This window comes from Bifidobacterium sp. UTBIF-68, assembly GCF_006408855.1.
GTDB classification, from domain to species: domain Bacteria; phylum Actinomycetota; class Actinomycetes; order Actinomycetales; family Bifidobacteriaceae; genus Bifidobacterium; species Bifidobacterium reuteri.
This window is the reverse complement of record NZ_JFAN01000029.1, coordinates 20,617-33,270: the sequence shown is the minus strand read 5'-3', so window position 1 is coordinate 33,270 and position 12,654 is coordinate 20,617. Positions and strand designations below refer to the sequence as shown.

10 protein-coding genes are annotated in these 12,654 nt (G+C 61.3%); all 10 read right to left on the bottom strand.

Annotated features, from left to right (window positions below):
• Window positions 1-325 precede the first annotated feature (325 nt).
• Window positions 326-1,213 carry an SPFH domain-containing protein gene (locus BW14_RS08800; protein ID WP_375138441.1) on the bottom strand — a complete coding sequence of 296 codons (888 nt, stop codon included), beginning with the start codon at window positions 1,211-1,213 and terminating at the stop codon, window positions 326-328.
• 114 nt (window positions 1,214-1,327) lie between these two features.
• Window positions 1,328-2,212: a GNAT family N-acetyltransferase gene (locus BW14_RS08795; protein WP_052382028.1), complete on the bottom strand. Its 885-nt coding sequence runs from the start codon at window positions 2,210-2,212 to the stop codon at window positions 1,328-1,330.
• A gap of 114 nt (window positions 2,213-2,326) precedes the next feature.
• Window positions 2,327-3,550, bottom strand: coding sequence for an iron-containing alcohol dehydrogenase (locus BW14_RS08790; RefSeq protein ID WP_052382027.1), 1,224 nt, complete (start codon window positions 3,548-3,550; stop codon window positions 2,327-2,329).
• Between the two features lie 156 nt (window positions 3,551-3,706).
• On the bottom strand, window positions 3,707-5,155 hold the full coding sequence (locus BW14_RS08785; RefSeq protein ID WP_044090029.1) for a lanthionine synthetase LanC family protein: 1,449 nt from the start codon (window positions 5,153-5,155) through the stop codon (window positions 3,707-3,709).
• Window positions 5,156-5,231: 76 nt separating this feature from the next.
• Window positions 5,232-6,065 carry a DUF1684 domain-containing protein gene (locus tag BW14_RS08780; RefSeq protein WP_044090030.1) on the bottom strand — a complete coding sequence of 278 codons (834 nt, stop codon included), beginning with the start codon at window positions 6,063-6,065 and terminating at the stop codon, window positions 5,232-5,234.
• 271 nt (window positions 6,066-6,336) lie between these two features.
• The gene (locus BW14_RS08775) at window positions 6,337-7,560 is read right to left on the bottom strand and encodes a PLP-dependent aminotransferase family protein (protein ID WP_140490321.1); all 1,224 of its coding nucleotides are present in this window, start codon (window positions 7,558-7,560) and stop codon (window positions 6,337-6,339) included.
• The gene (locus BW14_RS08770; protein ID WP_181162362.1) at window positions 7,557-8,993 is read right to left on the bottom strand and encodes an FAD-binding oxidoreductase; all 1,437 of its coding nucleotides are present in this window, start codon (window positions 8,991-8,993) and stop codon (window positions 7,557-7,559) included. Before BW14_RS08770 ends, BW14_RS08775 begins: the two co-directional genes overlap by 4 nt.
• A gap of 161 nt (window positions 8,994-9,154) precedes the next feature.
• Window positions 9,155-10,804, bottom strand: a complete 1,650-nt coding sequence (locus BW14_RS08765; protein WP_140490316.1) for an ABC transporter ATP-binding protein — start codon at window positions 10,802-10,804, stop codon at window positions 9,155-9,157.
• Window positions 10,801-11,685 carry an ABC transporter permease gene (locus BW14_RS08760; protein WP_140490314.1) on the bottom strand — a complete coding sequence of 295 codons (885 nt, stop codon included), beginning with the start codon at window positions 11,683-11,685 and terminating at the stop codon, window positions 10,801-10,803. Before BW14_RS08760 ends, BW14_RS08765 begins: the two co-directional genes overlap by 4 nt.
• Window positions 11,682-12,647: an ABC transporter permease gene (locus tag BW14_RS08755; RefSeq protein WP_140490312.1), complete on the bottom strand. Its 966-nt coding sequence runs from the start codon at window positions 12,645-12,647 to the stop codon at window positions 11,682-11,684. The genes BW14_RS08760 and BW14_RS08755 overlap by 4 nt, the downstream gene beginning before the upstream one ends.
• Between the last annotated feature and the right edge of the window lie 7 nt (window positions 12,648-12,654).

Here is a 12,654-nt window from a genome sequence, read left to right as displayed (position 1 = left end):
CACCTCGAATTCCATCCACATATCCGTCCGGAACCCCAATCACCGACCTGGCTGACAGTCAGGCAAACAGGCATATCAGCGAATACACAGACTCTGCCACTCCAACTTTGGTATGTAGTCGCGGACTACCCCTCAGTCGACTGCGCCGACAGCTCCCCTGACAAGGGGAGCCAAACAGGCGATGCCAAAGTTCACAGAACCAATAACAAGCACGGGACTACCCCTCAGTCGACTGCGCCGACAGCTCCCCTGACAAGGGGAGCCTAACAGGCGATGCCCGATGCCCTGATCGCACAGCTGATGCGAATCAGCTGTACATACCGGGTTATCTGGTTCCGGAGGCGGTGAGCATGGCCTTGGTGACCTGCTCGTAGAGATCCTGGTAGCCGCCGGGCGTGGAGGCGGGCAGCACCACGGTCTTGGCGTTGTTGGATTCGGACAGCGAACGCATCACATCGAGGTATTGGTTGAACAGCACGACGTTGTTCACGTCGTTGATGTTCATGCCCACTGCCTGCAGACTCTTGATTTGGTCGACGATACCGTTGGCGATCTCACGACGGTAGTTGGCCTGACCTTCACCCTGCAGGCGGGTCTTCTCGGCCTCGGCGGCGGCTTGGGTCTCGATCTGGATGCGCTGGGCCTCGGCGCGCTGGCGGGTGGCTTCCTTTTCACGCTGCGCGGCGTTGATGGAGTCCATCGCGTTCTTGACCTGAGCACTCGGGTCGATCGCCGTGATCAGGGTCTTGACCACGGTGAAACCGAAGCGGCTCATCTCGTTGCCCACGGTCTTCTGCACGTCGAATGCCACATCATCCTTGCGGGCGAACGCATCATCCAGGCTCAGCGCCGGGATGGCTGAGCGCAGCGCGTCCTCCATGTAGCTGCGCAGCTGTCCGGCAGGATCACGCAACTCGTAGTACGCGGTGGCCACATCATTCGGGTTGACGCGGAACTGCGTGGAGGCCACCACAGTGACGAACACGTTGTCGAGCGTCTTGGTCTCCAATTGCACATTGAGCTGGTTGACGCGCATGTTCGTCTTCATGGCGATGCGGTCAACGAATGGAATGCGCATGTGGATGCCGGCGAACTGCACCTTCTGGAATTTGCCGAATCGTTCGATGATATACGCCTGCTGCTGCGGCACCACGAAAATCGCGGCGAACAGCAATGCGATGATGACTATCAATACAATCAGCAGCAACAGCATGCTTCCTCCCAACATGGCTGCGATGGTCATGCACAGCCCCCTTTCGTACAAGGTTTCTGCGCGGCATACCATTATGCCGTCGACCTGACAGTCACCATCCTATCAGTCGGCCGGCTACCGGAGAAGCACCACGCCCGTCTCATGCGGCAAGGTCCGCCCGGCCAGCGGGCCCGCTCCGACATAGTGGAACACCGGGATGCCGTAGCGCTTGGCGGCATCGGCGACCAAACGCTCCTCCTCGTCCCCCTTGACGCGGACGAATGCCACCGGCTGGTCGTCCGCATCGAAATCAATAGACAACGATTTAACATACGAATCGATGGCCTGGCGCTCGGATACGATGCGGTCTCGCTCGATGAAACCGCCGACACGGCGGAGGAACGCCGGGATGGACCCCACGGTATCGGGGACGGCCGGCTCCCCACGCCGTCGTTCGAACTCGTCCACGCGCGCGTCATGACGGACCAGGTCCGCCGGGATGTCATAGGTGAGCTCCAACACCCTGCCCGGCCCGTACAGCATCAGCTCCCGTTCCGGACGACGCACGAAACCATAGTGGAGATACAGGTGAACGGCCTGGGTGAGATTCAGTCCGGAGTTGATACCCACTGTGGAGAAGCCAAGCCCGCCGATCTGCGCGACCGCGAAATCCACAAGCCGATGTCCGAGCCCACGCCGGCGGGCGTCCGGATCGACGGCGAGCAGACGGAACATGCGCTCACCTTGATGGAAATGCCATAGCTGGTCGGCAGGGCCGAATGCCGACAACGGGGTGAGCACCACGCCCAGCAGACGATGTGCACGCGTGTCATCGGCGACCCAGATGTGCCATGCCTTGGCATGGCCGGCGATGTCACGCATGTCCCGCTCATACCGTTCGGACACGTCGATCACACTGGAATACGCGCGATACAGCACTTCGCCCACCGTGTCATATTCATGTGGCTCGGCTTCGCGGATGATGATGCCGTCTTCGGTCTGCAGCTGCGATGCGGCCATGATGCTCGCTCCTCGTTGGCTTGGTTGTCTGGATCTGTCTTGGTCTTGTTGCCGTTGTCGGCTTTCGACGGTCAGCCCGGGCCCGCGACGACCGCCGCAGGCCCGACACCCCTGTCAGTATGCGCTCTTGAGCAGCGCCTTGACGTCCTCACGGCTCAGGTTGGTGTAGTGACCCAGCGGATATCCGATGCCGCCGCCGATCTGGTCGAGCACCTCCTCGAAATCGTCGTTGGGCACGCCCTGTTCGGACAGACGGATCGGCACGTGCAGGTGGTTCACGATGAGATCCTCGAGCTTGTCCGCCAGCAGCAGCGCGTTCTCTTCTTCGGTATTGAGATAAGGGTCGGCACCGAAGACTCGTACCGCGAGTTTGGCGAATTTCTCGGGATTGCGGCTCGCTTCATACCGCACCAGCGCGATCAGCACCGCCGCGTTGCCTTCGCCGTGGATGATATCGTAGACGCCGCTCAGCGCGTGCTCGATGGCGTGGATCACGCCTTCATGGATGGAGTACCGCGGGCCGGTGGCATCGGCCGAGCGCAGCTGCGGGTTGACGTATGCGGACAGCCAGTGCAGATCGGTACGCGCCTGCAGGCTTTCCGGATTCTTGGCGAACCGGATGGCCGCGTCGTATTCGGCTCGGAACACGTTCTCCTCAAGCTGGTCGACGAGCGCGAGCGGCGCATTCGGCGTGAAGTACTTCTCGAGGTTGTGCACGATCATGTCGACGGTGGCCGCCGCAAGGTACCGGTATGGCGCGGTGCGCGAGTATTCGGGGTTGATGATGGTGAAGGTCGGCTTGATGGCGATGGGAGCGGCCCCGCCCTTGATGTGACCGTTGGTGATCACCGAAGCGAAGGAGACTTCGGAGCTGGTGCCGGGGATGGTGGAGATGGTGCCGACTCCGAGCACCTGGTGTTCCGGCTCCGTACGCTTATGGGTGTAGAAATCCCAGACGTCGCCGTCATAGTTCTTGCCGAGGGCCACGGCCTTGCCGGTGTCGAATGCGCTGCCGCCGCCTGCGGCGATGACGAAGTCCACGTCATGTTCGCGTGCCTGTTCGATGAGCGTGTGCACCAGCTCCAGCCGGGGGTTGACCTGCACTTCGCCGTTTTCGATGACGCTGATTCCCAGTTCCTTGGCGGTGTCGAGCACCTTCTGCCGGATGCCGAGCTCGTTGACGTAGTCGCCGCTGTATACGAACAGCAGTGACTTCACATGGTTCTTCTTCAGCAGGTATGGCAGCTTCTCCTCGGCTCCGACACCGAAGACGACTTCAGTGCCGGGAAGGTCGGCGATTCGGGTGGTGTACTGCTGGTCTGCGGGATTGTTGGACATGATGGTTCCTTTGCGAATGAGTATGTATCGATGATGTCGATGATGCGCCCGTCGAGAAATGACGGCGCCTGACTGTGCAGGACTGCGGTTGCAGTGATGGATGCCGCTGGATTACGGCGATGGATGATGATTCGGATTGTCGCGTGGTACTGGCGGTCACACGCCGGCGAACGGGAAGCCGTCGTCATTGGTGACGTATGGCTCGTCGGGCAGACGCGGCGTGGAGAAGTGCACGCCGTCGTCATGGCTGCGCTTGGCCTGATGGAAGTGAATCAGGCTCAAGGCCACGCCTGCAGCACCGACCTGATAGCCGACTTCCGCCTTCAGACGTCCCACATCGCGCAGCGCGTAGGATTCCGTGTACCAGCGGCGTCCGAGCTTGTCGGACCAGGAGCGGATCAGCAGATCGTCGGCCTGTGCGCTTGCGGCTTGGAACCACAGCTCTTCGCCGGTTTCCAACCACAATGCGGTGAACGCCTCCAATACCGCGGCACCGCCGCAGCATTGGGACAGCAGCCAGTAGTTGTCCTGGGCGAGACGACCGGGAACACCGCTGCGGATGAGTCCGCGTCCGAATCGACGTGCCCAGCCGATTGTGTCTGCGGGGTCATCGCTGATGCGGGCCACCGCCGTGTAGATGCGGATGTATCCGGAGGAGCCGGAGCACAGGCCGAAACGCGCCTGACCGGATTCGTTGAGGTTGCGTGAGATGGCACTGTCCCCCACCACGATGGCCTTGGTCTTGACGGTGTCCAATGCACGCAACGCGGCTTCTTTGAAATCATCGCGGCCGGTGGCCAGCGCAAGGTTCGAGAACGCCAGGGCGATGCCGTCGCCGCCTTCGAGGAATCCGTCGATCATGGCCTTATCCGGGAATGAGGCGTATCGCTCGCTCATGTCATGCAGATGCATGTATGGCCAATGCGAACCGTCGTCGTCACGGATCTCCTTGGCGAGCAGGTCCTCGCCCGCCTGAACGGCGACATCGGTGTAACGCTGTTCGCCGAGCGCTTTGCCGATGGCAAGCAGCGCGTTGAGGATTCCGGCATCGCCCCAGAGCGGCGACAGGCCGGTCCATCCTTCACCGGGACGATACCGTTCAGCGAGCGCGTCGGCGATGTTCACCGCCAACAGACGCCAACGTTCGTAACGGGCCGCCGCTTCAGCCACCACTGCGGCGATGCCTGCAAGCCCGCCGCAGTATCCGGTGTCCGGGTCGACCGAGATGAATTCATGGTCGGGCTCGGTCAGGATGCTCCAATGCGTCTCCAGATACGAGAGCGCCTTGTTCAGTCGGTCGAGATCGCCGTCTTCGGCGAGTTCGCTGTTCAGCTTCGCCAGTTGGAACCAGGCGACGCCCGCTGCGCCGGTGTACAGGGAAAGCGGGCCGTAATTGGCTCCCCATTCCTCGTGTTCCGGCCAGGTGACGAAGCTGCCGTCCTCCTTCCATGAGCGGTCCACGTACTGCTGCGCTTCCGCTACCGCCTGTTCGATGGTGGGCAGTTCGCTGCCCGGGAACGGCTTGCCGTCATAGGTGGGCCTGAGATTCGCGATGGTCAGTGCCGGTTCGCTGTGTTGCGGTTCGTTATGTTGTTGTTCGGTCATGAATCTTCCCCCAAGATTGTGATCGTTGTGTAAGTTCAGTTTTGGCAAACGATGCGGATTCCGTTTAGAAATCGTGCTACGCCGGCAGCTTCTCCCCCGCGGTCACCGCCACGTCGAGCCTGTTCGATGCCGGAGCCAGCGGGCAGGTGGCGTATTCGCTGTAGGCGCATGGCAGGTTGGTGGCGCGGTTGAAGTCGATATGGTCAATGCTCTCCGGTTCGCTCACGTCAAACGTCAGCACCCTGGCGCCGCCATAGCTTTCCTTGCCGGAGGTTCCGTCGCGGAACAGTACGAGTCCCTGGCCATCCCCATGACCTTGGAACACGACGAGCCGCTGCGGCTTGCCCTCAAGTTCGAATTCCAACTCGCCGATGGCCTGCTCCACATGGTTGAGGTAGTCGAGCGAGGCGTCCACGGTCACATCGCTGACTTCGGTGTATGGCTTGTAGGTTGCGGGAACCACCCAGCGTTTGCTTGGCTCGAAGGCCGGAGTGCCCTTGAAGTTCACGCGCTTGGCCGCCTGCGGGTTGCGCACGCGCACGGCGTATTGGTTTGGGCCACCGAGTCGCTTGATGAGTTCGGCATGCACGTCGCGGTAGACCACGACAACCACATTCGCGTCCTCGGCAGGTTCCGTGATGAACCCGCGAGGACCGCCCAACGGAAGGTTGTTGACGGTGACGACTTTGCCTGCGGCTGGCGTGTAGGTGACCGTGTCACCGGCCTGTGACCATGACCCCGGGAAGTCCGAGACTTCGATGGTATTGCCGTCCTTCAGCCAATTGAGGCTGGTGATGGACAGAAAACCGTATTCCGAGGCGAACCGTTCGTCCTTGTCCTGGTGCCACTGGCGCCACTCTTGGACGAACTGGTCGTCGCCAAGCTCCTCGATCTGCTGGTATGTGCTCATGGAATGAGTTCCCCTTCTCGTTTGGCAATGCTCTTCATGGAGATGCCGGATGATTGTTGAGAGAATCAGAAGCCCCAACTTCTGATGGTTTGTACTCTACGCCATACTTCACCAGGAAAACACCACGACGCCATATGAAAAACTTATGCTCTGTTACACTGCCGAATGCCGGCAGCCAGCCAGCATATGTCATGCGCAGCAGTCGCCTGGCAGCAAACACAACGAGGGGCTTCACACACGTGAAGCCCCTCGCGAAACCGCCGGGAAACAGCTACGCCAGACCAATCAATGCCGCAACCAAACGGTCCGCACCCTCGCGCAGATCCCGTTCGGGCAGCGCGGAGAATCCGATCCGCACATGGTCCGCATAATCGCGATGCGCAGGGTCCCGGCCCGGTTGTTCCGGAGCGAACGAATCGCCTCGGGTCACCAGCACATTCTGGCGCGCCAGAGCGTCTTGCACATGCGGATCATCAATCCGTATGCCTTGAGGCAATCCCAGCCAGAGGAAGAACCCGCCTCGAGGTTCGTCGAACGCAACGGCATCGCCGAATCCGGTTCGCAACGCCGAAACCAATGCCTGTGCACGGCCACGGTAGAGAGCACGTTCAGTCTCAAGCAATCGATCAAACCAATACGGCTCCTGCAGCAGACTGGAGATGGCATACTGTCCGAGTGCCGTGCTGTTGCCGTCCACGCAGGCGCGGATGACACTCATTCGCCGTACCGCGTCGCTTGAGGCGATCGTCCACCCTACACGCCATCCAGGCCCCAGCGTCTTCGAGAACGTGCCGATTTCGTAGAGCGGCGAATACCGTTCCGCGTGGCGGTAGTCATCCGGGAAACCGTCCGGCTCATGGTCGAACCACAACTCTCGGTATGGATTGTCCGCGATCACCGCGAATCCGTATCGATCGGCGAGCGCAAGCAGTCTGCCCTTGTGCTCGGCTGAGGTGAGGGTCCCGGCAGGGTTCTGGAAATCGGGAATCGTGTAGAACAGTTTGTACCGTCTGCCTTCGCGCAACCGCTGCTCAAGCTCGTCCAGATCGATGCCGCCCGCATGCAGTGCGATGCTTTCCAGACGCGCCCCGGCCCTGCGGAAGATGTTGAGCGCGAACGGAAAAGTAGGACTCTCCACCAACACGGTGTCCCCGGGGTCGATCAGTGTCTGCGCTGCGAGGAATATGCCGTTCATCGCGCCATTGGTGACCAATACATTCTCCACCGGAACCCCTCGCCAATGCGCCACATGTTCGCGTAGCTCCTGGATGCCGAACGGCGAGACATACGACACCGAGGAGAACGCGGTGGCGGGATTGCCCAGCACCCGCCCGACTGCTTGACTATACGACTCATAGGGCAGTATGTCGGTTGCAGGCACGCCTCCGGTCAGATTGACCAGAGGCGTATCACCCACGTGGTCCCGATTCAGCGGAAGGAACGGCGGCGCGCCCAGATTGTTGGCGATATGCGAATATGCTGCATACACGCTCATAGCCACTTCCCCGGGTTGAGAATGCCTTGGGGATCGAGCGTGTGCTTGATGGCCCGCTGCAGTTCCAGATTGCGCGCGCCCAGCTGTAGGGGAAGATAGTCCTTCAGCCCCAGGCCTATGCCATGCTCGCCCGTGATGGTGCCACCAAGTTCGAGCGCACGGATCAGCAGCCGACGGCGTATTTCGGACAGCACCGCCGGGGGCTCACTCTCCCCTTCCCTCCGTCTCGCAAGGAACACGGCGTGAACGTTGCCGTCGCCGATATGCGCCGCCAGCGAGAACCCCACACCCTGCGACTGATGGTTCACGGCCTCCGATTCGATGTCCCGCAGATACCTGGCGGCAACCGAAAGGGGAACCGCGGCATCCACCTCCACCAGCCAACGTGGATGATCAGAGGGCGGGATGGCCCGTCCGCTGGTGCGCAGTTCCAAGAATGAGGCGACCTCATCCTCGCTTGGGGAGATGACGCTGGCACCCGTGCCGCGCAACGCTTCGCACACCAGATCGCGTTCCTGCGCGCTCGCCAGCCCATCGGTTTCGACGACCAGCATCCATTGCGCATCACCCACGGCGGGGATGTAGGCATCCGGATACGTCTGTATGTACGGCACGCCCATCAGGTCAAACGTGGACACCTGCACGGCGACGCCCTGCACCGCGTCGACCGCTTCGCCCACTTCGGACAGATCATCGAGGAACGCGATTACCGCCGACGTCGAAATCGGCTTGGGGAGAAGCTTGAGAGTGGCCTCGACCACGACGCCCAACAGGCCTTCCGAGCCGGTGAACAGCGAAGTCAGGTCCAGCCCGGCCACATTCTTCGCCACGCCATGCCCGGTGTCGATGACGGAACCGTCCGCCAGCACCACCTTCAATGACAGCAGCGACTGGCGGGTGGTGCCGTATTTGACGCAGTGGAATCCCCCTGCGTTCGTAGCGATGTTGCCGCCGATGCTGGAGAAACCGGCGCTGGCGGGATCCGGTGCATAGAACAGTCCGCTCCCCTCCAGATACCGGTTGATGTCCGCCGTGACCACTCCAGCCTGAACGGTTATGGTGCGGCTGACCGCATCAAAGTCCACAATGCGCTTGAGATTGGCGGTCAGCAGCAGGATACCCGGCTGTGATGGCGTGGACAGGCCGCCGATACCGGAGCCCTCGCCCCTGGTATACACCGGCACGCCAAGCGATGATGCCAAGCGGAGCACGGCGCTGACACCTTCGACGCTGTCCGGCAGCGCGACGGCGTAGATTTCCCCCACGCCATCCTGCCGAGAACGCCGCTGGATGGCGTCAATCCGCGCGGGATCGACGACCAATTGCCCCTCCGGCAGTATTTCAGCCAGAAGCTCCACGACTCTTTTCGAATCGAATGCCAGGAGATCGGCAGTCTCCGCTGCCTGAATCACTTGCTCTTGGATATTCGTCATGATGTTCCCCAATACATCCATAATGAAGGCACGATGCCCGATGGAATCGATCTGGTCCGAGTCGAGGCGACCGCCCTTTCCGGTCCGCCTCGCCGTTTCCCACGCCGTTACCGAGCACACTGGAATCCACACCCGGATTCCACGCCTGGAATCCGCGATAATCAGCGCCCGAGCCGCCCGCCCGGTATCGCGGCCAGCAGTTTGCGCGTATAGTCCGCCGTGGGATGATGCAGCACGTGAGACGCCGCACCCTCCTCGACGAGATGGCCTTTGCCGATGACGGCGATACGGTCGGCGATATTGGACACCACCGCCAGATCATGGGAGACGAACACATAGGTGAGTTTCAGATCCTGTTGCAGCGTCGCGAGCAGATCGACGATCTGCGCCTGGACGATGACATCCAGCGCGGACACCGGCTCATCGAGGAACAGCACCTTGGGTTCGACGGCGAGGGCGCGGGCGATGGCCACGCGCTGGCATTGACCGCCGGAAAGCTCCGTGGGTTTCGCGGTCAGCACGGATTGCGGCAGTGCGACCAGGTCCAGCAGTTCACGCACTCGGTTGGCGCGCGAACGGCCATCTCCCACATGGAAGGCCTTCAACGGCTCGCTGATGCAATCGGCGATGGAGTATTTCGGGTCGAGCGAATCGAAGGGATTCTGCTGTACGAGCTGGAAATCCCTTCTCGCGTTGCGCAACCTTGCTCCACGCAGCGTGGAAAGGTCGTTTCCGTTGACTTCCACAGAACCGTTGGTGGGCGAGGTGAGAGCCAAAGCCAGTCGCAGCAGCGTGGTCTTTCCGGATCCGGATTCGCCGACGATCGCCAGGGTCTCACCTTTGCGGGCAGTGAGCGTAACGCCATCGACCGCCTTGAACACCCCCGCCGGCGTATACCCGGTGCGGTAAGTCTTGGTGACGTCCTTCCATCGGACCGCAGCCTCAGGTTCCGGTGCGGCTCCGTCGGTCAGATGCTCACGGCCGGTTTTCGTCGGGACGTCCTCACTGCGGAATGACGGCGATGCAGCGAGCAACGCCTTGGTGTAGGTTCTCCCCGGATTCCCAAGCACATGTCCGGTTTCGCCGGTTTCCACGAGCTCGCCGTTGTGCATAACCAGCACGTCATCGGCCCGGTCCGACACCACAGCCAGATCATGGGTCACCATCAGGGTGGCGATGTTGCGCGCCTTGCCCAATGTCTCGAGGACGTCGAGGATCTTCTTCTGCACGGTGACGTCAAGCGCACTGGTGGGCTCGTCGGCCACGATCACCTCGGGATCGCTGGCCAATGCCTGCGCGATCAGCACACGCTGCTTCAATCCGCCGGACAGCTCATAGGGGTACTGGCGTGCGCGCAAGGCGGGTTCATCGATGCCCACCTCCTCCAACAGGTCAAGGACACGAGCCTGCTGCGCTTTCCTGTCGAGGCCGCTATGGTGCAGACGGACGATCTGTGCGACCTGCTCGCCGATACGCATGGTCGGATCGAGGTTGCTCTGGGGGTCCTGCGGTACGAATCCAACGATGCGGCCACGCACCTGGGCCCATTCCTTCGGCCCGGCATGCTCGAGCGCATGCCCGAGAAGGTTGAGGGATCCGGTCACTTCCGCGCTCGCAGGAAGGATGCCCAGCAATGCTTTGACCACTGTGGATTTCCCGGACCCCGATTCGCCCACGATGGCCAGCGTGCGGCCTGCCTTCAGCTGCAATGAGATGTCATCCACGGCCGTATGGGCTCGCCCATGCGCATGGTAGGTGACGCTCAGGTGTGAGATCTCGCCGACCAGTTCGCCTGTTGTTGCCTCGCTCATAGGTTGCCTTTCTTCTTCAATGATTGTGCGATGACGGTGATGGACAGCACCGTGAGCACCACGGTCAGGCCGGGCAGCAGCGGCACCCACGGGCTGGTGACGAGATAGCTGCGGCCGTCGTTGATGAGCGAACCCCATTCCGCAGCCGGCGGTCTCGCACCGAATCCAAGGAAGCTCAACGTGGCGACCGCCATGATCACGCTGCCGAATTCAAGCAACGCCAGCACGGACACCGGTCCGATGGCATTGGGGATCACATGCCTGAACACAATGGAGGCCACCGGCACTCCGTTGACTTTCGCCGCTTCGATATACGACCGTTCCCGCACTTTGAGCACCTGGGACCGTGTGGTGCGCGCGAATCCGGGCAGGATGCCGATGCCAATGGCTATGGCGACCGGAGTGGTGCCGAACCCGATGGCGGTGACGATGGTGATGGCCAGCAGCAATCCAGGAATGGACAGCAGCACATCCACCCCGCGCATGAAGAGGGCGTCTAGCACTCCGCCGAAATAGCCGGCGATGACGCCCAGCAGAAGGCCGCCGAAGAATGCGATGGACAGCGATACGAGACTCGCCAGGATGGTGGCCCTGCCGCCGTAGAGCACGCGGGTGAACAGGTCACGCCCCACCTGATCGGTGCCGAACCAATGCTCGGCCGAAGGCGCGAGCAGCTTGTCCGCGGGATTGGTCTTATACGGATCTATCCGCGTGAACAACTGGGGGAAAGCCGACGAGACGATGACGAAGGCCAGGAAGACCGACGACAATACGACGAAGAACCGTTTGGTGATGAAGCCGGTGATGCGATTGGCCACATGGTGTCTGGGCTGCGGTATGGCGACGCCCAATACCGGCGCCTCCGTGATGCTGATGCTCATTGTGCCCCTCCTTTGCGAATGTGCGAAATGCGCGGATCGAGCACGGGGTAGATCAGATCCACGATGAGATTGATGACGACGAACGCTGCGGCCGCGAGCAAGACCACGCCTTGCACCACCGGGATGTCCTGGTTTTCCACGGACTGCTGCACCAGCATGCCCACGCCTTGGCGGGAGAACACGGTTTCGGCGACGATCGCGCCGGTCACCGTATGCCCGACGACCAGACCGAGCATGGTGAACGCGGGCAATGCGCCGTTGCGCAGCACATGGGTGACGATGATGGTGCGGTAGTTCAGACCATGCGCTTTCGCAGTGGTGATGAACTCCTCATGCAGCACTTCCTCGAAGCCGGTGATGAGCAGTCGGGAAAGCAACGCCATCATGGGGATGGACATGGTGATAGTCGGCAATATCAGGGTCTGCCAGCCTTCGGTTCCCACTGCCGGCAGCAGTCCGAGTCCGAAGCTGAACACCTGCATGAGCAGCAGACCGATCCAGAACGATGGCACGGACACGCCGAGCGTGGGCAGCATGTTGATGAGGTTGCGGATCCAGTCATGCCTGGTGTACGCGGCGAAGAAGGCCAGCAGGAACGCACCAATGAACGACACCACGATGGACAGTCCGCTGATGACCAGCGTGTTTGACAGACGCTGGGCGATGAGCTGGCTGACCGGAAGCCCCTGCATGTATGAGGTGCCGAAATCGCCGTGCAAGGCGTTGACCAGCATGGTGAAGTACTGCTGCAATGGTGTCTGGTCCAGGCCGTACTGATGTTTGACCGCTTCCAGCTCGGGTCCGCTGATGGTACCGTCGGGGATGCCTCTGGCGTGCAGGATCAGGTCGATGGGGTTTGCTGGCAGGAGGTTCAGGATGATGAAGGTCACCGTATAGGAGGCCCACAGCACCACCACCGCCTGCACCACCCTGCCGGCGATATAGAGAAGTTGATCTTTCATATTGTTC